This is a genomic window from Bilophila sp. (assembly GCF_057864385.1).
Window position 1 is genome coordinate 1 of the sequence record NZ_DBMAFI010000017.1, and the last position, 19,351, is coordinate 19,351.

The 19,351-nt window shown below is 61.4% G+C and carries 15 protein-coding genes; 7 read left to right on the plus strand and 8 right to left on the minus strand.

Going from position 1 to position 19,351, the window contains the following annotated elements; translation table 11 throughout:
• Positions 1-317 precede the first annotated feature (317 nt).
• Positions 318-4,694 (plus strand): molecular chaperone Hsp90, encoded by a 4,377-nt coding sequence (locus ACZM8Y_RS07305; protein ID WP_489501692.1) that lies wholly within the window; start codon positions 318-320, stop codon positions 4,692-4,694.
• Between the two features lie 484 nt (positions 4,695-5,178).
• On the opposite strand, the gene ACZM8Y_RS07310 is transcribed toward ACZM8Y_RS07305, so the two are convergent.
• Both ACZM8Y_RS07310 and ACZM8Y_RS07315 read right to left on the minus strand, forming a co-directional pair.
• Positions 5,179-5,760, minus strand: a complete 582-nt coding sequence (locus ACZM8Y_RS07310) for a hypothetical protein (RefSeq protein ID WP_302551251.1) — start codon at positions 5,758-5,760, stop codon at positions 5,179-5,181.
• A gap of 133 nt (positions 5,761-5,893) precedes the next feature.
• The gene (locus tag ACZM8Y_RS07315; RefSeq protein WP_302551252.1) at positions 5,894-6,316 is read right to left on the minus strand and encodes an FKBP-type peptidyl-prolyl cis-trans isomerase; all 423 of its coding nucleotides are present in this window, start codon (positions 6,314-6,316) and stop codon (positions 5,894-5,896) included.
• 224 nt (positions 6,317-6,540) lie between these two features.
• Here ACZM8Y_RS07315 and lysA point away from each other — a divergent pair, with 224 nt between their 5' ends.
• Positions 6,541-7,815, plus strand: a complete 1,275-nt coding sequence (gene lysA / locus ACZM8Y_RS07320) for a diaminopimelate decarboxylase (protein WP_479859876.1) — start codon at positions 6,541-6,543, stop codon at positions 7,813-7,815.
• 375 nt (positions 7,816-8,190) lie between these two features.
• Here the strand turns inward: lysA and ACZM8Y_RS07325 are convergent, their stop codons facing one another.
• Positions 8,191-8,358 (minus strand): hypothetical protein, encoded by a 168-nt coding sequence (locus ACZM8Y_RS07325; RefSeq protein ID WP_489501694.1) that lies wholly within the window; start codon positions 8,356-8,358, stop codon positions 8,191-8,193.
• Positions 8,359-8,708: 350 nt separating this feature from the next.
• On the minus strand, positions 8,709-11,048 hold the full coding sequence (locus ACZM8Y_RS07330; protein WP_479858980.1) for a heavy metal translocating P-type ATPase: 2,340 nt from the start codon (positions 11,046-11,048) through the stop codon (positions 8,709-8,711).
• 107 nt (positions 11,049-11,155) lie between these two features.
• On the opposite strand from ACZM8Y_RS07330, the gene ACZM8Y_RS07335 reads away from it, so the two are divergent.
• The 4 genes from ACZM8Y_RS07335 to ACZM8Y_RS07350 all read left to right on the plus strand — a co-directional run bounded on the left by ACZM8Y_RS07335 (position 11,156) and on the right by ACZM8Y_RS07350 (position 14,851).
• Positions 11,156-11,350, plus strand: a complete 195-nt coding sequence (locus tag ACZM8Y_RS07335; RefSeq protein WP_308770620.1) for a heavy-metal-associated domain-containing protein — start codon at positions 11,156-11,158, stop codon at positions 11,348-11,350.
• Positions 11,351-11,421: 71 nt separating this feature from the next.
• Complete coding sequence (locus ACZM8Y_RS07340) at positions 11,422-11,877, plus strand: tRNA (cytidine(34)-2'-O)-methyltransferase (RefSeq protein ID WP_302551258.1); 456 nt, start codon at positions 11,422-11,424, stop codon at positions 11,875-11,877.
• Positions 11,878-12,574: 697 nt separating this feature from the next.
• Positions 12,575-13,948: an MATE family efflux transporter gene (locus ACZM8Y_RS07345; protein ID WP_479858979.1), complete on the plus strand. Its 1,374-nt coding sequence runs from the start codon at positions 12,575-12,577 to the stop codon at positions 13,946-13,948.
• A 12-nt stretch (positions 13,949-13,960) separates the two neighbouring features.
• Positions 13,961-14,851, plus strand: coding sequence for a DUF2156 domain-containing protein (locus ACZM8Y_RS07350; protein WP_302551261.1), 891 nt, complete (start codon positions 13,961-13,963; stop codon positions 14,849-14,851).
• Between the two features lie 320 nt (positions 14,852-15,171).
• On the opposite strand, the gene ACZM8Y_RS07355 is transcribed toward ACZM8Y_RS07350, so the two are convergent.
• The 4 genes from ACZM8Y_RS07355 to ACZM8Y_RS07370 form a co-directional block, all read right to left on the minus strand.
• A complete protein-coding gene (locus ACZM8Y_RS07355) occupies positions 15,172-15,378 on the minus strand; it encodes a DUF6485 family protein (RefSeq protein ID WP_302551262.1) in 207 nt (68 codons plus the stop codon).
• 10 nt (positions 15,379-15,388) lie between these two features.
• A complete protein-coding gene (locus tag ACZM8Y_RS07360; protein ID WP_302551263.1) occupies positions 15,389-16,141 on the minus strand; it encodes a helix-turn-helix domain-containing protein in 753 nt (250 codons plus the stop codon).
• Positions 16,142-16,253: 112 nt separating this feature from the next.
• Positions 16,254-17,105 carry a 50S ribosomal protein L11 methyltransferase gene (locus tag ACZM8Y_RS07365; protein WP_302551264.1) on the minus strand — a complete coding sequence of 284 codons (852 nt, stop codon included), beginning with the start codon at positions 17,103-17,105 and terminating at the stop codon, positions 16,254-16,256.
• 9 nt (positions 17,106-17,114) lie between these two features.
• Positions 17,115-17,843 carry an amino acid ABC transporter ATP-binding protein gene (locus tag ACZM8Y_RS07370; protein WP_302551265.1) on the minus strand — a complete coding sequence of 243 codons (729 nt, stop codon included), beginning with the start codon at positions 17,841-17,843 and terminating at the stop codon, positions 17,115-17,117.
• A 190-nt stretch (positions 17,844-18,033) separates the two neighbouring features.
• Between ACZM8Y_RS07370 and ACZM8Y_RS07375 the strand changes: the two genes are divergently transcribed.
• Positions 18,034-19,344, plus strand: coding sequence for a malic enzyme-like NAD(P)-binding protein (locus ACZM8Y_RS07375; protein WP_486850544.1), 1,311 nt, complete (start codon positions 18,034-18,036; stop codon positions 19,342-19,344).
• The last annotated feature ends 7 nt before the right edge of the window (positions 19,345-19,351 follow it).

Here is a 19,351-nt window from a genome sequence, read left to right on the forward strand (position 1 = left end):
GCCCGGCTCAACGGGACGCTTTGTCCCGCAGCGGCGAGAACGGGTTATGCACCTCTGCGCGACTCCTGTCAACGACTTTTTATTTTTTTCCTGATTTTTTTCTCCACCCCCGATAACGCCCCCGTGTCGTCTGGCGTTTAATCTGGGGATATCATATACTTTCTTTAATAACTTGCCGACGGCTCCGGAGCGGCGTATTTACAGTTGTCGCCCTGTGAAAGCGACCACGTCCCCGTCCCGTACGGCAACGGCGTGTCCTGATGCAGGCTTTTCCATCCTTTAGTTTGCCTTCCCGTCACCCGAACCCCACATCGCCTATGCACTCTTTCTTGCCGTTCAAACATTCCCGCCTCCGTGTGTGCATGCCGCTCTTTGCCGCGCTGCTGTTCTTCCTGATCCCCGGTACCGGCGGGGCCGATCCCGCGCCCGCGTCTCCCACCCCGGAAGTTTCCACGGCGACGCCCTCCGTCGTTCAAGAGGCGCTCCAGGCCGTGGCCGAGCAGACGGCACCGGAAACGCCCGCCTCCCCGGTGGTGCAGACGGCTTCGGCCCTCCCAGCGGTTTCCGGCGAAGCCGCCTCCGCCCTGGACAAAGAGGGCGCCTCCGCTCCCCTTCAGGCGGCGTGGCTGCTGGATCCCAAAGGCACCCACACGCTGACCGACGTCCTTTCTCCAGACGCCCAAAAGGAATTCAAGCCCTACGAGCCGGAATCCCTCCCGCATCAGGCGGGAACCATCTGGATACGCCTCGATCTTGAGGGCAAGGCTCCGGCCTTCCCGCTCGTGCTGGATCTGAATACCCGCATTGCCTCGCAGCTTCCCGGCATCCCGCAAGTCTGGCTGGCCCGCCCCGGCGAGAGCAACGGAACGCCGGTGCGCCCCACCAGCGAAGGGCTTTATTCCCTGCCGAACCCGCTGCCGGATCAAACAAGCATCTATATCCGGGTCAACGGCATTCCGGCTCCCGGCTTCGCTCCCACGCTCCGCAATGCGGCGAGCCTGACCCTTGTGGACGAACTGGGGACACAGCCCCAGCTTGTCGCATTGGCCGTGCTGCTGTTCCTGTGTTTGCTGCGCGGGGTCGCAGAACGCCGCGAATGGCGCATGTGGGCCGCGCTCTATATCGCCGCCGTCTGGGTACAGGCCTTCTGGGGCTTGCCCACGACGCCCGCCGGGGAAGTCAGCCGCTGGGACATGCCGGGGCTGCTCGCGCCCGGCGTCGCCCTGCTCATCCTGCCGCATGTCGGCAGGCATATGCTGCGGACGCGCCACCACGCCCCCTTCATTGATATGCAGTTCGTCCTGCTGGCCCTCTTCGGCATCGCCCTTTCCGCCGCGCCGCTGATCCCCGGCTATACGTGGACGCTGCAATTCCTCCCGCTGTGGCCCCTGTTCATGCTCCTGCTCCTGCCCGGCACCCTCGCGGCCTGCATCCGCAAGCTCCCCGGCGCAAAACGCTTCCTGCTGATCTGCATCCTGCCGCCTCTGGGGATGCTGGCGCTGTTCCCGCTCCCCCGCCTGCTCCCCGAACCGATCATCAGCCTGCTGCCACGCGCGCTGGAAAGCTTCATGACGCCGGGCGTGGTCAGCCTCATCCCGCTGACCGGGCTGGCCTTGAGCGCCCTGCTCGCCGCGCTCTGCCCAAGCCCGAAGCCGCTCCCCGCCCCGAACCGCAGCACACGGGACGCCAAAAACGGCAGGGCGGGAACCGCCGCGTTGGAATTGGGCGGGGCCTCCAAGGTTTCCGAAACCTCGTTCGACCGGCTCCCCCCGCTTTCCGCCGAGCCGGAGGGCCTTGAACTCGCAGACTTTCCGAAGAGGAAACCTGCCGCCGCCAACGTGCGGCCTGAGCCCGCGCGGGCCGCCGAAGCCTCCCGGCCCACATCCCGCACCCCGGAAAAAAGCCCGTATCCGCAGGCCCTGCAAGCGCCCCTTTCCGCCGGGATGGTGGAGGAATCGCTCCGCGCCCCGCTGGATGCCCTGCTCCGGGCCATCAGCGCCGTGGATCAATCGCAGCTCTCCGCCGAAGCCCGCCGCCGCACCGACGCCCTCGGCGTGGCCGGGCGCAACCTTGCCACAGCCATCGGCAACATGGGCAGGGGCGTTTCCCACGCTCAGGATTTCGACCGCAAGGAACGGTTCGATTTGAACCAGCTTCTGCTGGAAACCCATGAAGCGGTCTCCAGCCTCGCCGAATCCAAGAACCTCGGCCTGTCGTGGTTCATCGCCCCCTACCTGCCCCGCTGTTATGAAGGGCGGCGCGCCCAGCTCGCCAATGTGCTGGCCCTGCTGGTCGAGAGCGCGGTACTCGCCACCGATCGCGGCATGGTACAGATCCGTGCCCAGCGCCTGCCCGAAAGCACCGATCCCGGACATCTGCTGTTCACCGTTTCGGATACGGGTTCCGGTATGCCGCCCCTTGAACGCAGCACGCTGGCCCTTGTCCGCACATGGGAACTCGTAGGCCCTGACGGGGAACTCGTTTCCCTCGAAAGCGGCCCCAAGGGAACCACCGTTTCGTTCAGCATGAGGCTCGCCGCCCACGTCGAACAACAGCCCGTCCCCGCCGCGCCCGAACCGGACAGGGAAACGCTGTCCCGCCTGCCCGCGAGCTCCCTGCGCATCATCGTGGCGAGCAGCGTCCCGGCGAACCGGCAGATGTTGTCCTACTATCTGGATGAACTGCCCCATGAAATCATCGAAGCCCGGAGCGCCGGGGAAGCGAAAGCCCTTTACCGCCGCACCCCCGGAGCCCTGATCATTTTCGATGACGACATGCCGGAGGAAAGCATCGCCGAAGCCGTGGCCTCCATCCGCATTTTTGAAGGCGAGCACAATTTCCCGCTGGCCTCCATCCTTGCGCTGGCCGGCAGCGACGAACAGATCGACGCCCTGCGCCGGGCCGGGTGTACCCATTTCCTCAAGAAGCCGATCACGCGCAAGGATCTGCGCGTCCTGACCCTGCGCCTCGCGCCTGTTTCGCGCCGCTTCAAGGATACGGGCGGCGCATCCCCAAAACCCGCGCCCAAGCCGCAGGCGGCTGCGCCCAAGAGTCCGCCGCGCGTCTCGCCGGATATTCCCAACCTTCCGGAATTCCCGGAACCGGCAAAGCCGCTCCCGGCCCTTTCCACGGACGGGAACAGCCACGCCGCCGAACCGGCGCCTGCCAAGAAAGGGCTCTTCGCCTCCCTGTTCGCGCCGTTCCGCAAGCAGGCCAAGCCAGCCGCACCCGAAACGCCCGCCGTGGCCGCCCCGGTTGACGAGCCCGTCATGACGCTTACGGAAAAGGCCCCCGAAAAGCCGATCAAGCTGTCCAGCGTGGGCGAACCCATGCCCATCAGCAAAGCGCCCTCCGAGGAAGCCCCCGCCCCCAAGACGCGCCCTGAGCGCCCGAACCCGCTGGAAGAACGCGCCAAGCATATGCCCGCCCAGCCGAGCGCCCCGAAAGATGCCGCGGAATGGGTCGGGGAACCCATGCCCATCATCAAGAAAAAGGACGGCGATCAGAAAACGGCTCTACAGGTTGAAGCTCCGCTCGAAATGCCCACACAGGAAAAAGAAGCGGAAAAGCAGCCCGATTCCGAACCCGATCCCGTGCCGCGGCGTTCCGAAACGCCCGCTCCCCTGAATGCCATGCCTGCGCTCGACCTTGATGAGTGGGTAGGCGAACCCACCCCCATCACCAAGCCGCTGACGTTATCGGATCCGCTGACGGCTTCCGGGGAGGCCTCGTTGACGCTGGAGCCGAAACAAGCCGCTTCCCCCCAAAAGCGGGACAGCGCCCCTTTGACGCTTGATCCTGTCGGCGAAGAACCGCTGACGCTGACGGCCCAAGCCGACAAGGAGGAGCCGCTCATGCTCGGCACGCCGCTGCCGGACGGGAAAACCTCCCTTTCCAACGACGCCCTGATGCTGGCCGAACCGCTGGGCAACCGGCGGGAGCTTCCGTTGACCGGGCTTGAGCTTGAACCGCAGGTCATCAACCTGACCGAGCCCGTCCGTACCCCCACCCCGGCGCAACCTGCGGAGAAGGGCATTCCCGATCTGTTTGGGGCTCCCCGGACAGCCCAGCACTCAGGCCCGCGTTCGCTGCTGGATGAAGCGGCCTGTCTCGCCCCCTGTGAACAAGGCTCCCGCCCGACGGCAAACACGGGCGGGCTGGCCATTGACGATATTGTGGAACTCGGCGCACCGATGGATCAGGCCGCCCAGCCGCTCCCCGAAAAAAACGCCGCCCTCCCCGAACCTCAGGAGGCCCCCCTCCCCCCCGTGCTTCCGGCAGAAGACGGCGAAACGGCTGCGCAGGAGCAGCCCGCAGCCACTCCCGAAACACCGGGACAAGAACCCGCCCTTCCCGCTGCGGACGGACGGAAAGCCACGCCCCAGCACGCGGAACAGGAAAGCGAGGCATCGGACGAAGCCATCCGCACCCTGCTCGCGGAACTTGATGAAGCTTTGGAGCGCGCCATCCAAGGCGAACAATCGGGCAACGCGCAAATGGTCTGTGAAGCCGCCGCCCATATCGGACGCCTTGCCGAAACCTATGATCTGCGCGTGCTGGACGATCCGGCCCGCTGCCTTGAAGAGGTCGCCTGCTCCGGCAATATGGACGAAATCGCGCAGCTCATGCCGGATCTGGTTTCCGCCATCAATCGGAACCGGGCTTCCTTTGAAGAAACGGAGCGGGAAGGATAAGACAGCAACGCATTCCAAAGCAAACATCTTTTAAACGCGCAAGAAACATTGTGAAAGGGGAACTTCTTTATCAGGAAGTTCCCCTTTCATGCTCCCACCGAAGCAAGAGCTATCCAGCCCTTCCCAAGCCGCTCTCCCTTACTGTGGAGCCTGCGGCCTTTTTTGAGCCGCATCATCATGATACACATAACTATTTTAAACTATTAAAAATATTTTTATACCCTGAAAAAATAGTTGAACTATTTGGCCCTGTCATAGTACGTGGCTGTTTCATATCTACAGCCCTTGGATAGGGCTTTACTGCCCCCCACAGCATCAAAAACATCCCACAAGGCTCCCGTCCCGGCGGAAAAACTGCGCCACCCCACAGAGCGCCCGGCGTGCCGCCGCCCTTTTCCTTCCCGCCAGCCATAAAAAAAGCCCCCGCAGGCACGGAGGCTTTCCCTTCCCAAGCTGCCGGGAAAAATTTCCCCCGGCGCACATCTTACCGTCCGTAGTCGGCGGTTCCCTTGAGTTCTTCTTCGATCTCGCGGCGGACATCGTCGAGGTCGATGACGATGGGGTCCATCAGGGTGAAGCCGCTCGGATTCAGCCATTCCTCATCGTCGGCGTGCTTGTCGTCATAGAACACGTTGTCGAGCACGCGATAGCCCTTGGTGCCGAGGACGTTGTCCCAGTCCGTCACGACAAAGTTGAACTTGGAAGCGTCGAATTCTTCAATATTCTCCCAAATCCAGCGGAACGTGCACGTTTCGTTGTCATAGCCCAGAACCGCCAGGAACTGGGCCTTGCTGGAAAGGTACATACGCTGGCGCAACGTGTACACGTTGCGGTACAGGAGGTTGGCGTTAAACGAAACGTCCTTCCCATCCACCTGCAAACGGATCTCGGAAGACTCGTTGAGGCGCATGCCGAACGTGCGCGTATTGCCCCTGCGCCACCAGTTCATGTACTTCTGGCTGTAGATGTCGCGCCCGCCCTCACGCATGCTCTCCGCCGTCTGGGGCGAGATGGGATGAAGCGCAAGGTCACAACTCAACCCGGTGATCTCGAAAACAACTTTCATGTCTCCTCCAGGGCCTGATGTCCGAAGCAAAAGGCGACCCGCTCAGTCGTTCCCTCTGCCCTTTCTCTGTGAAAAACGCCTTCAGAAAAAAGCTCCGATTCAGAATAACCGAATCGGAGCTTATGCGCAAAGCCTATTTGACGTCGATAACTTCAATGTCAAAGGTCAGGTCTTCCCCGGCCAACGGATGGTTGGCGTCAAGCACCACGGCCTTATCGTTCACTTCGACGATCTGCACTTCCATATCGCCTTCATCGGTGGCGATCTGCAACATCATGCCCACTTCGGGCTTGATGTCTTCCGGAACTTCGCTCACAGGCACTTCCATGAGGAGTTCTTCCAGATGCTCCCCATAGGCTTCATCAGCGGGGATGGTGACTGTAAAACGGTCGCCCGCATTGTGCCCGAGCAATGCATCCTCAAAGCCGGGGATCAGGCTTCCGTCGCCAATGGTAAATTCCAGCGGCTCACGCTCTCTGGAAGAGTCGAATACCTCCCCGTCGGAAAAGGTTCCCGTATAGTGCACGCGAACGGTGTTGCCGTCTTTGACTGCCATGAAAGGCTCCTTAATGTAGTTTTGATATTCCACCATGTCCCCAGAAAGGCGGAAAGTCAAATACCCTTTCAAGGGATTCCCGCCGTCCCTGCGGGCATGACAATCTTGTATATCCTTAACATACGAAAATACATTGTATTTTATCCCATCCCCCTTTTCTATTGACAGCACCGTACAGCCTGTTACTTTTACCCCGTAATCTTTTGCCATTCAGAGGACAATCCATGCCAAACGTTCGCTCCGTCCAGACCGACAAGGCCCGCTTTTTTGGAAACACGACGCCGCAGGAACTTGCCGCCCAGTACGGCACCCCGCTCTACGTCTATAATGAAGACGTGCTGCGCCAGCGCTGCCGGGATCTGCTCGGCCTTTCCAGCCTTCCGGGGTTCCATGTAAACTATTCCGCCAAAGCCAACACGAACCCCGCCCTCCTGCGCATCATCCGTGAAGAAGGCTGCCACGCCGACGCCATGTCGCCCGGCGAACTGCATATCAACAAGCTGGCCGGGTTCACGCCCGACCGCCTCCTGTACGTCTGTAACAATGTTTCCGCCGAAGAAATGAAAAACGCCGTGGACAACGGCCTCATCGTCAGCGTGGATTCCCTGTCGCAGCTCGACCAGTATGGCAAGGTCAACCCCGGCGGCAAGGTGATGATCCGCATCAACCCCGGCATCGGGGCCGGGCATCACAAAAAGGTCATCACCGCCGGAAAGGAAACCAAATTCGGCATCGATCCCACCTCGCTGGATGAAGTCCGCGCCCTGCTCAAAAAACACGGGCTGACGCTCGCCGGGGTGAACCAGCACATCGGCTCGCTGTTCATGGAGCCGGACAATTATCTCAACGCCATCGAATTCCTGCTGCACTTCATCCAGTCGGATCTCGCCGATCTGTTCCCCGGCATTGAGATCATCGACTTCGGGGGCGGCCTCGGCATCCCCTACCGCAAGTATGAAGAAGAGCCCCGCCTCGACATGCAGGAACTGGGCCGCCGGCTTCACGCCCTGCTGTCCGCATGGGTCGGGGAAACCGGCTACAAAGGGAAGTTCTTCATCGAGCCCGGCCGTTATGTCGTCGCGGAATGCGGCGTGCTGCTCGGCACCGTACACGCGACCAAGTTCAACGGCGAGAACCGTTATGTGGGCACCGACCTCGGTTTCAACGTGCTTGTGCGCCCCGCCATGTACGACTCGTTCCACGACATCGAAATTTTCCGCGACGGCGGCGAACCCGATGCCGAACTTGTCGAACAGAGCATCGTCGGCAACATCTGCGAAAGCGGCGACATCCTCGCCAAGAAGCGTATACTGCCGCTCATCAAGGAAGGCGACATCGTCGCCGCGCTCGACGCCGGGGCCTACGGCTTCGTGATGTCTTCCAGCTACAACCAGCGCCCCCGCGCCGCCGAAGTGCTCATCACCAGCGACGGCACGCCCAAGCTCATCCGCCGCCGCGAGACGCTGGACGATCTGACGCGGTGTTTTGTCGAAGAGTAAGATTGGAGGGGGGAGGGAACCTTTCTAAAGAAAGGTTCCCTCCCCCCTCCAAACCTCCCCTCTCCCTCCCAAGACTTTTGTAAAGGTCGATGCCGAGACGGGAGGCAAGGCGGCTGAACCTCCACCGCACGTCTCCCGGCAAGGCATCAAAAGGAAATGGCTGTGCCATAGGAAATGGTTAAGGCTTCATTTCTTGAGCCTCCCAAAAAGTAACCAATAAATGCCCTAACCGTGGAGCCCATCGACGGAAAAAATTGGAGAAAAAGTCCGTATTTTCACCATACTGTGGAGATAAAAACACATATTTATGACAGAGCCAAAAAAATAAAATGCGGGCAAGCCCGGAAACGTCGGTTTCCGGGCTTGCCTACATTTTTATAGCCCATCATACAGCGGGACTCCCACCATGCCGCCTCCCCACCAATCAAAAGTCTTTGGAGATGGAGTTTTTTCGTAAAGGCTGATGCCGAGACGGGCGGCAAGGCGGCTGAACCTCCACCACGCGTCTCCCGGCAAGGCATCAAAAGGAAATGGCTGTGCCATAGGAAATGGTTAAGGCTTCATTTCTTGAGCCCCCAAAAAGTAACCAATAAGTGCCCCAACCGTGGAGTCCTTCGACGGTAAAAACTGGAGAAAAAGTCCGTATTTTCACCATACTGTGGAGATAAAAACACATAGTTATGACAGAGCCCCAAAAATAAAATGCGGGCAAGCCCGGAAACTGATATTTCCGGGCTTGCCTACATTTTTATAGCCCATCATACAGCGGGACTCCCGCCGTGCCACCTCCCCACCAATCGAAAGTCTTTGGAGATGGAGGGGAGGGGTTCGGGGAGGGGAGGAAGAAGCCTTTCTTCAGAAAGGTTCTTCCTCCCCTCCCCGATTCATCCCCCCTACTTTCCAAACCGCCGCAAGCGCAGCGCGTTGAGCACAACGGAGACGGACGAGAAGGCCATCGCCGTACCCGCGATCATGGGTGAAAGCGAGGGGCCGCCGAAAATCTTGAGCACCCCGGCGGCAATGGGCAGGCAAAGGATGTTGTAGCCGAAGGCCCAGCCGAGATTCTCCCGGATGTTCCGCAAGGCTGCCCGGCTCAGCTCCAGCGCCGTCACCACGCCGCGCAGCCCCTTGCCAGAACGGGTGTCGCTGCCGAGAAGGACGATGTCCCCGGCTTCCACGGCAACGTCGATGCCGTTGCCCATCGCCATGCCGACATCGGCACGGGCCAGCGCGGGGGCATCGTTGATGCCGTCGCCGATCATCCCCACCCGCAGCCCAGAGGCCTGCAGTTCGCTGATCACCTTCTCCTTACCATCCGGCAACACATCGGCAATCACCTCATCTATGCCCGCAGCCTTCGCGATGGCTTCAGCCGTGCGGCGGTTGTCGCCGCTGAGCATGATCACCCGCAAACCAAGCTGGCGGAGCTCCTTCACCACGCCCGCCGTTTCCGGGCGGATAGCGTCAGCTACGGCAAGCATCCCCACAAGGCGGCCACTCACGGCAAGCAAGAGGGGCGTCGCGCCGGAATCCGACAGCCCAGCCAAACGGGCATCCAGATCCTTTACCGCATCAAAAGCAACCTGCCGCTCTTCCATCAACCGCTTGTTACCGAGCAACAACGGTATGGACTCGTTTTCCAGATCCACATTACCGGATACGCCGAGGCCGGAAACGCTGGCAAAGCCGCTGACGGGATACAGGCGGAGGTTCCGCTCCTCGGCGGCGGACGTCACGGCCAGCGCAAGCGGATGTTCGGACACGCCCTCAAGCGAGGCGGCGTATCCCAAGATGCGCTCCTCGTCGAACAGCGGATCAAAGGACTCGGCGGCAAGCAGGCGGGGCTTGCCTTCGGTCAGCGTCCCGGTCTTGTCGAAGACGAGCACATCCAGACGGCCCGCGAGTTCAAGGGCCGTACCGTTCTTGACGAGCACGCCCATCTGCGCGCCCCGGCCCGTAGCCACCATGATGGAAATGGGCGTAGCAAGGCCGAGCGCACACGGGCAAGCCACCACCAGCACGGCTACAAAAATACGGAAGGCTTCCGAAACCGGCACATGCCCCAAGAACAGCCACCCGGCACCGGCGATGACCGCCAGCGCCATGACCGTGGGCACGAAAACAAGGCTCACGTCGTCGGCCAGCCGGGCGATGGGCGCCTTGGAGCTCTGCGCCTCGCGCACCAGCTTGATGATCCGCGACAAGGCCGTATCCGCACCAACGCGCTCGGCCCGCATGATGAAAGAACCGGTCGTGTTCATCGTGCCGCCCGCCACCGAACTGCCCACGCCCACAGGGACGGGCATGGACTCGCCGGTCAGCATGGAGGCGTCCACGCTGGACGTGCCGATTGTTACTACCCCGTCAACAGGAATCCTCCCACCGGGCTTCACCTGCAAATAGTCCCCCACGCGCACGGCCTTGACCGGAACCTCTTCGGCCTGATCCGCCTTGTCGGGGGCGGGCAGGCGCAGGGCCGTTTCCGGGGTCAGGTTCATGAGGGCACCGATGGCGTCGGACATGCGGAACCGCGAAACGGCCTCAAGGTACTTGCCGAACGAAATGAGCGAAATCAGCACGGCGGAGGACTCATAATACAGATCCATCACCTTGCCCGTATGCCCAAGCGCAACCTCGGCCGTATTCCACAGGCTGTACAGGAACGCCGCGCCCGTGCCCACCGCCACGAGGCTGTCCATGTTCGGGGTGAGCCGCCACAGGTTCGGCAGGCCGGTCAGGTAAAAATGGCGTCCCGACCAGATGACCGGCAAGGTCAGCACAAGCTGCAACAGCGCGTGGTTGAGGGCGGACTCCGGCGAATGCATGGGATCGATGATTGCGGGCAGCGGAAGCCCCCACATATGCCCCATCGACACCAGAAGCAGCAGGATGGTGAATCCGAATTCGGGCCACAGCCGGGCCTTCAGCATCGCGAGCCGCCCAATGGTTTCCTGCTGCTGCGCTTCCCATGTGTCCACCATATCGGCTTCCGGGGCCACGGGCGTTGCGGTGAACCCCATATCCACGGCCCGCTCCCCAATCTGTTGGATAAGGGCTTCGGTGTCTGATTCGGAAAGCGCAGGATCAGGCACGACGGTGGCGCTGTTGGCGGCAAGGCTGACGGTGGCGGACTGTACGCCGTCCATGCCGTTCAGGACGCGCTCAAGCCGCGATGAGCAGGCGGCGCAGTGCATGCCGCCCACGGTGAAAAGAACTTCTTTCTGCTGATCCATGTGCCTCTCCTCTGCTTGCCAATATCGGCTAAGCTCTTATGATATGAAGGGCGGGCAGCACGGCTGCCCCTTCATCATCCACCTTCTTACCCAGAAAGGATACGATTATGCCCACTCTCACCGTGAAAGGCATGTCCTGCAACCATTGCAAGCAGGCCGTAACCCAGGCTCTGGAAGCGCTTCCCGGCGTGACCGACGTAAACGTCGACCTCCAAAAGGGCGAAGCCACCTGGAAGGAATCCCAGCCCCTCGACATCGCGGAAGTGAAGAAGGCCATCAACAAACTGGGCTTTGAAGCCTAATAAGCATCCCGCGTTCTTCTGTCCACCTTTATTGAAAACCCATTTCACCTATTACACGGATGCCGACCTGTATGCATGTCGTTCTCTTTCAGCCGGAAATACCTCCGAATACGGGCAATGTGGCCCGACTGTGCGCCGCCATGCAGGTTTCGCTGCATCTCATCGAGCCTTTGGGCTTCAAACTTGAGGATCGCTACCTCAAACGGGCGGGCCTTGACTATTGGCCCCATGTGGACATGACGGTATGGCCCGGCCTCGACGCCTACCTCCGAAACGCCGGGGCGGGCAGGCGGCTCGTCCTCACCAGCGCCCGGCGGGGTGTCGCCCTGCACCGTTTCGCGTTCACGGAAAACGATTCCCTCGTTTTCGGGCGCGAAACCTCAGGGCTGCCGCCGGAAGTGATTGCGCTCTCGCCGCATCACGTCCGCATCCCCATCAAGGGCGAAGTCCGCAGCATCAACCTTTCCACCGCCGTGGGCATCGTCCTGTTTCAGGCGCTCGCCTCCGCCGGGATGGTTGGGGAGTAAGCGCAAAGGCCATCGAAGGACATCTGTGGAGGGAGGGGAACCGCCCTGAAAAGGGCCCCCTCCCTCCACAACGTCCGCACGGCCTAGCCGCCCCCTGACAAGAGGTTCGGGGAGGGGGGAAGGAACAGGAAGGGCCCTGCCGGAGGATGTGGCCGTTTTATCTCCACAGTATGGCGAAACCACAGGCGTTTTCTCCAGTTTTTCCGTCGATGGGCTCCATGCCTGGGATATTTTATTGGTTATCCGTTTGGCATTTCAAAGAATAAAGCACCAACCACTTTCTATGGCACAGCCACAGGAAGAAGATGGGGGCATTGCCTCATCCCCCGCAAACCGTATTACTGAAGCACTGCCAGCATTTTGGAGGGAGCGCCCTGTGTCCCCCTGAAAAAACGCGGCGGCCCCCCAATTCAACCCTTTTTTGACACCCCAGCCCAGACCGCCGCGAACAGGACGGCAGATCCGGCATCAGGGATCCCCCGCTGCGGAAAAATCAGCCGGTACGGGCTCACCGCCGCACCGCCCCATTCTTTGAAAGCAGCGGAACGGATGAGGACATTTTGCAAAAGGGAGGAGCTTAACGGTTCCCCCTTTCCATAGGAAAGAGTTCCCCTGCCGCGGGCCTTCCTTCTCTCATCGCCTTGTGCCGGACGGCATGGGGCGTATGCTTCCATCGGACCCCCAACCCCCATGCCATATGAAACTGAACACCGAACGCATCCACACCATCTGGCACCTGACCTGGCCGCAATGCATCATGCTGCTCTGTCAATTCGTCATCGGCATCACCGACGTGTGGGCGGGCGGGCGCATCGGCTCGGAGGTGCAGGCCTCCATCGGCCTGATCACCCAGTGCCATATGATGTTCATGGCGCTGGCGATGGCCGCCGTGAACGGCGCGGTGGCCTCCATCAGCCAGTCGCTCGGCGCGTGCAAATTCGTCCGGGCGAGGAGGTATGTGGGGCTCGTGACCATCGGCTGCATCGCCGTCGGCTCAGCCATTGCGGTGGCGGCCTCGGTGTGGCGGGAACCGCTCCTGCGCCTCATCCAGACGCCTGAGAGCATCATGCCCGTGGCGATCATGTTCCTGACGGCGACGATTTGGGGCATCCCCGGACAATACACCCTCACCATCGGCGCGGCCGTGTTCCGTTCCGCCAAGATGGTGCTCATCCCGCTGTACGTGACCGGCACGGCCTGCCTGCTCAACGTCTTCGGCGATCTGGCCTTCGGGCTCGGCTGGTGGGGGTTCCCGGCCTACGGAGCAGCGGGGCTCGCCTACTCCACGCTCATCTCGGTCACCGTCGGGGCCGCGCTCATGCTGTTCCTGCTCATGCGCCACGGGCTGTTCACACGCGACAGCTTCCCCGGCTGGCGCTGGATCAAGGCGGGGGCCCCGTACCTGCTCAAGGTCGCCGGGCCCGCGTTCGGCACGTCCTTCCTGTGGCAGACCGGCTATATGGTCCTGTACGTCATCACGGCCTCCCTGCCCTTCGGCAGGGTCAACGCCCTTGCGGGGCTGACCACGGGGCTGCGGGTGGAATCCATTTTGTTTTTGCCCGCCGTGGCGTTCAGCATGACCGCCTCGGTGCTCGTGGGGCACGCGCTCGGCGAGGGCAACCGCCGCGAGGCCAAACGCACCCTGCTCGCCACGCTCGGCATCGCCTGCGCGGGGATGTGCTGCGTGGGGGCCGCCATATGGCCCTGGCGCATGGAACTCGCGGGCCTGATCGCCCCTGATCCCGCCGTGCAGACCGAAACCGTCAAATACCTTTCCTTCAACATCATGGCCGTGCCGTTCACCGTCGCCAGCGTCGTGCTGGCTGGCGGGCTCAACGGCGCCGGAGCCACGGTCTACCCGATGGTCTCGTTCAGCTTCGCGGTCTGGGCGGTACGCCTGCCCATCGCATGGCTGTTCGGCCACATCATCTGGCAGGACGCCTCAGGGGTCTTCCTCTCCACCTTCGTTTCGCAGGTGGTCATGTCGCTTTCGCTCTTATGGGTCACGCTGCGCTGCAACTGGACCCGTTTCGCCCTGACCGTGCGCCCCCATACCTGCGCATCCCGTTAACCAGAGGTTCACATGCTTACGGAAAACTTCTCTTCCATCGAACTCGGCGACGCCGCCGCGTATGCCCCCTACTTCCGCGCGCTGCCCCTGCACGCCGCCGACTATACCTTCACCAACCTTTGGGGCTGGGGAACCCATTACAACCTTGAGTGGCGCACGGCGCACGGGCTTTGCTGGATCCGCCAGAAGCGCAACGACCTGCCCGTCGAACGCCTGTGGGCTCCGGTGGGCGACTGGCACGCCGCCGACTGGGCCGCCATGCCCGAACTCGTGCCGGGCACGACCATCCTCCGCGCCCCTGAGCCGCTGTGCGAACTGTTGCTCGAACGTCTGCCGGGCCGCGTGCAAATCGAAGAAACGCCGGGCCAGTGGGAATACCTGTACACGCAGCAAGCGCTCTCGACCCTCGCGGGCAGCAAGCTCCACAAGAAGAAGAACCACGTCAACGGGTACATGAAGGCCTATGGGGAGGACTACCGCACCCTGAACGGCGAAATCATGCCGCAGGTGCTGGCGCTCCAAAACGACTGGTGCAAATGGCGGGAATGCGAGAAGTCCGCTTCGCTGCTGGCCGAAAGCGACGTGGTCTGTTCCGTGCTCCGCAACTGGGACGCCCTGCCCGGGCTTATCGGCGGCGCGCTCTACGTGGGCGGGGAAATGGCCGCCTTCGCCGTGGGCGAACCGCTCGACGATCAGACCATCGTCGTCCACTTTGAAAAGGGCCGCCCTGAATACCGCGGCGTCTATCAGGCCATCAATTTCTGTTTCGCCAAGCATTCAGCCAAGGACTTCCTGTTCATCAACCGCGAACAGGACGCCGATGAGGAAGGGCTCCGCCAGGCCAAGGAAAGCTATATGCCGTCCGGGTATCTGAAAAAGAACACCGTCAGGATTATTGCCTAGGCCGTGCCGTCAATTAGATATAATTTATTGAAATTACATAATTACTTTTAGGCTACAAAAAGATTGTTTTCAATAACTTCAAATAGTTCCATGTCAAACGACGACACGACCTAAGGCTTCTTGGCATCCTCTTCGCCGTACCGGCCGGGCCGGGCACCACGAAAGAGGGAACCAAAGGCAAACGGGCCGTCGGCACATATGCCGACGGCCCGTTTGCCTTCCTTCAAGCAAGCCTGCCCATGAACGCTTTTCCAGAACGCATCGTTAAGAAAAGCGTACCGACAAAAAACATCCCTTAGGCGGCATCCTTGAAACGGGTTTCACTTCCGCAAAACGTATTTCGCGAAATCCTCAAAGGAATCGCCGGCCCTGTTTTCCGTCCCTTCCACAAGGTTGAAGAAACAGTTGGGCATTTCTTTGAGCCTCAAGTTCTTTTGGATGCAGGGGGCACAGCCTTTATCGTGCTTTGTGGGGTGAAGGGGACAGGCGAGGTTCGTACACGAACAGAACGTGCTCAGGTTTTCCATAACAGCCTCCTCAATAAAGGGTATCGTTGTTTCGGACGATACCTGATCGGGGGAGGATTTCTAGAACGGATGTGACTTTCCCGATCCGATACCGGCCGGGGGTGACTCCAAAAAAACGGCGGAAATGGCGGCCCATATGGCTTTGATCCGCAAACCCCGCCTCCGATGCGGCGATGATTGGGGATTTCCCTTCCCGCAGCAATTCCCTTGCCGAATTCAGCCTTGCCATGATCTGAAAAGCCTGAGGGGGAAGCCCGTACGCCCTTTTAAAATGCCGCGAAAACCCTTCCCGGCTCATGCCCGACAGTTGGGCCAGCCGGGCAACGGTTTCGTCAAGATCGGGCGGGCGCCTTGGCAGGGGCGGCCTTGGCGCATTGCCGCAATACCGGGCAATGGCGGCTTCGATGTCGGGCCAGCAAACCGCATACCCCCTCCGGCGGCAGAGGCCCCTCAAGGCCGACAAAACCCCGTCCACATCGTATCTGCCGGGGTTCAGATAGACATTGAAGCATGAAAGCTCATGGATGTCGGGCAATGAGCGGTGCGGCGTCCAGGAAGGTATCCGCATGGCCTCTCCGGGGCCGATTTCCATCGGCGCATTGCCGACTATGAACCGCCGCCTTCCCGAAAAGACAAACGTGATCTGATCCTCTTCATGGAAATGCGGCGGCAAGCCCACGTCCAGCCCGTGGACAGTCCCCATTTCCACAATGGCGCTTTCTCCCGGACGCCAATAATGCCAGTTGTCAACGTCGTTCCGCATAGCGTCATCCGCAGCGGCAGCGGGCGACATATTCCGCAGGCCGCCGATTTTGCCACAGGTTCCGCCGAGGCAAGAAAAAGGGCGGGACCCCCCGCCCTACCGCCTTCAGAAGCTATTCGCCCCAGACCAGCGCCACCCAGTCCCCGGACTGCACGCGCCGCGCCTTGCCGAGTTCGGCATACGCCGCCTCGACCGCGTCGGCCTGCACGTCCAGCAGGCCGGAAAGCACAAGGCACGCGCCCGGCTTCATCCGGGCCATGAGCGCCGGGGCCAGTTCGCGGAGCGGGCCCGCGAGGATGTTGGCGACCACCAGATCGAACCGCTCGCCTTCGCCCGCCTCGGCACTGCCGGGGACAATGCGGAAACCGTCGGCCACCTTGTTGATGGCCACGTTCTCAAGGGCGTTGTCCACGGCGACCGGATCGATGTCCGAGCCGAGCCCGGTAAGCCCGTTCAGGCAACAGGCGATGCCGAGGATGCCCGATCCGGTGCCCACGTCGAAGAAACGCTGTCCGGCCTTGAGGCGGCCCGATGCCAAGAGTTCGGTAATCGCTTCGAGGCACAGCACCGTCGTGTTGTGGTGCCCGGTCCCGAACGCGGATTTCGGCTCGATGACGATGGGCTTGCGGCCTTCCGGCGGCGTTGATTCAAGCAGCCACGGCGGGAGCACAATGAATTGCCCGGCGCGGACGGGCGTGAAGAACTCGCGCCACGCCACAGTCCAGTCCTGGCGCGGGACGCTGGACTGCTCGACGTCGAGGCCCGGCAGCCATGCCCGCAGCGCGCTGAGGAGGTTCTCCTGCACGATGGCGTTGTCGCAGTGCACGCGGAAACGGGTTTCGCCGGTAGGGAGGCTGTCCTCCTCCCAGCCGTAGGAAATGTTCCGAACCAGAAGCCCGGCGACGGTATCGTACTGCTCCTCGTCGACCACGATGTCGAGGCGGATAAGATCGGGTGTGGACATGCCGTATCCTTAGAGAATTTCGCGGAGGAACGCCTTGGTGCGCTCATGCTGCGGGTTGGTGAAGAACTGTTCCGGGGTGCCCTCTTCGAGGATCACTCCATGATCCATGAAGATGACGCGGTCGGAGACTTCGCGGGCAAAGCCCATTTCATGCGTGACGCACAGCATGGTCATGCCGTCCTTTGCCAGATCCTTCATACAGCTCAACACTTCGTTGATCATTTCCGGGTCGAGGGCGGAGGTGGGTTCGTCAAACAGCATGGCGCGGGGCTGCATGGCGAGCGAACGGGCGATGGCGACGCGCTGCTGCTGCCCGCCGGAAATCTCGCTCGGACGCTTGGCGGCCTGACGCGCGATCCCCACGCGGCCAAGCAGTTCCATCGCCAGATCCGTGGCTTCCTTCTTGCCCATGCCCCGAACCTTGATCGGCGCAAGGGTCACGTTCTCAAGCACGGTCAGGTGCGGGTAGAGGTTGAACTGCTGGAAGACCATGCCCACCTCGGCGCGCAGGGCGTTCACGTCCACTTCCGGGGCGTAGATGCTCGTCCCTTCAAAGAGGATGTCCCCTTTCTGGATCGGCTCCAGACGGTTCAGGCAGCGGATGAGCGAGCTCTTGCCGGAGCCGGAGGGCCCGCAGATGACCAGCACCTCGCCCTTCTCGACCTGCTCCGAAATACCTTTGAGCACATGGAACTCGCCATACCATTTATGGACATCCCTGATTTCGATCAGCGACATAATTTCATCCTTTCTCGTTGACTTCCATCCGGGGCGCGGGGCTGCACTGCTGGCCGCCGACAGCTCTCTTCCCGGCATACCGTTTCAGCATAACAGGAATTCCATGAACAGGGAAGCCGCCATTGCCCCCCATTCCTCCTTATGCTATCGCTTTTGCACCTCATTTGAACCCAAACCACAGGAGATCGTCATGGCGTTGTTCACCAAGGAAGAGTCCCTCGCCTACCATGAGGAACCCCGCCCGGGAAAGCTTGAAGTCCTTCCCGTCAAACCCTGCTTTACCCAGAAAGACCTGTCGATGGCCTATTCCCCCGGCGTCGCCAACGCCTGCCTCGCCATCGCCGACGATCCTTCCCTCGCCAACGCCTACACCGGGCGCGGCAACCTCGTGGCCGTCGTTTCCAACGGCACCGCCGTCCTCGGGCTCGGCAACATCGGCCCCCTCGCGGGCAAGCCGGTCATGGAAGGCAAGAGCGTGCTCTTCAAGGCGTTTGCGGACGTGAACGCCTATGACATCAACCTTGCCCTCACCGATCCCGACAAGATCATCGAAGTGGTGAAGGCCCTTGAGCCCACCTTCGGCGGCATCAACCTTGAGGACATCAAGGCCCCTGAATGCTTCTACATCGAAGAGGTGCTCAAGAAGGAAATGAACATCCCGGTGTTCCATGACGACCAGCACGGCACGGCCATCATTTCCGGAGCGGGCCTCATCAACGCGCTGGAAATCACCGGCAAGAAGGCCGAAGACTTCATCGTGGTCGTGTCCGGGGCGGGAGCGGCGGCCATCGCCTGCGCCAAGTTCTACACCGAGCTCGGCATCGATCCCGCGAACATCCGCATGTTCGACTCCAAGGGCATTCTGCACAAGGGGCGCACGGATCTGAACAAATATAAGGCGCAGTTCGCCCTGTCCGAAGACATGACCATGGCCGAAGCCCTCAAGGGCGCGGATCTCTTCCTCGGCCTGTCCAAAAAGGATCTCCTCACGCCCGACATGATCAAGGGCATGGCCGAGCATCCGGTCATTTTCGCCTGCGCGAACCCCGATCCCGAAATCGCCTATCCGCTGGCGATGGAAACCCGCCCCGACTGCATCATGGGCACGGGCCGCACCGACTTCCCGAACCAGATCAACAACCTCTCCGGCTTCCCCTATATTTTCCGCGGGGCGCTGGACGTACACGCCACGGAAATCAACGAGGCCATGAAGCTCGCCGCCGCCCGCGCCCTCGCCGCGCTCGCCAAGGAGCCGGTGCCCGCCGAAGTTTCCGCCGCCTATCAGGGCCAGACCTTCAGCTTCGGGCAGGGCTACGTCATCCCGAAGCCCTTCGATCCCCGCCTCATCGAATGGCTGCCCCCGGCCGTCGCGCAGGCCGCGATGGACACCGGCGTCGCCCGCAAGCCCATTGAGGACATGGCTGCCTACAAAGCCAGCCTCCGCGTCCGCATCCAGAAGGCGCAGGGCCGCGCCAACGCGCTGATCGAAAGCTACAAGTAAGGGTTGC

Excerpts from the sequence above, each read along its gene's own strand:
- ACZM8Y_RS07305 (WP_489501692.1), top strand. The coding sequence starts at position 318 with ATGCACTCTTTCTTGCCGTTCAAACATTCCCGCCTCCGTGTGTGCATG.
- ACZM8Y_RS07310 (WP_302551251.1), bottom strand. The coding sequence starts at position 5,760 with ATGAAAGTTGTTTTCGAGATCACCGGGTTGAGTTGTGACCTTGCGCTT.
- ACZM8Y_RS07315 (WP_302551252.1), bottom strand. The coding sequence starts at position 6,316 with ATGGCAGTCAAAGACGGCAACACCGTTCGCGTGCACTATACGGGAACC.
- lysA (WP_479859876.1), top strand. The coding sequence starts at position 6,541 with ATGCCAAACGTTCGCTCCGTCCAGACCGACAAGGCCCGCTTTTTTGGA.
- ACZM8Y_RS07325 (WP_489501694.1), bottom strand. The coding sequence starts at position 8,358 with ATGGCACAGCCATTTCCTTTTGATGCCTTGCCGGGAGACGCGTGGTGG.
- ACZM8Y_RS07330 (WP_479858980.1), bottom strand. The coding sequence starts at position 11,048 with ATGGATCAGCAGAAAGAAGTTCTTTTCACCGTGGGCGGCATGCACTGC.
- ACZM8Y_RS07335 (WP_308770620.1), top strand. The coding sequence starts at position 11,156 with ATGCCCACTCTCACCGTGAAAGGCATGTCCTGCAACCATTGCAAGCAG.
- ACZM8Y_RS07340 (WP_302551258.1), top strand. The coding sequence starts at position 11,422 with ATGCATGTCGTTCTCTTTCAGCCGGAAATACCTCCGAATACGGGCAAT.
- ACZM8Y_RS07345 (WP_479858979.1), top strand. The coding sequence starts at position 12,575 with ATGAAACTGAACACCGAACGCATCCACACCATCTGGCACCTGACCTGG.
- ACZM8Y_RS07350 (WP_302551261.1), top strand. The coding sequence starts at position 13,961 with ATGCTTACGGAAAACTTCTCTTCCATCGAACTCGGCGACGCCGCCGCG.
- ACZM8Y_RS07355 (WP_302551262.1), bottom strand. The coding sequence starts at position 15,378 with ATGGAAAACCTGAGCACGTTCTGTTCGTGTACGAACCTCGCCTGTCCC.
- ACZM8Y_RS07360 (WP_302551263.1), bottom strand. The coding sequence starts at position 16,141 with ATGCGGAACGACGTTGACAACTGGCATTATTGGCGTCCGGGAGAAAGC.
- ACZM8Y_RS07365 (WP_302551264.1), bottom strand. The coding sequence starts at position 17,105 with ATGTCCACACCCGATCTTATCCGCCTCGACATCGTGGTCGACGAGGAG.
- ACZM8Y_RS07370 (WP_302551265.1), bottom strand. The coding sequence starts at position 17,843 with ATGTCGCTGATCGAAATCAGGGATGTCCATAAATGGTATGGCGAGTTC.
- ACZM8Y_RS07375 (WP_486850544.1), top strand. The coding sequence starts at position 18,034 with ATGGCGTTGTTCACCAAGGAAGAGTCCCTCGCCTACCATGAGGAACCC.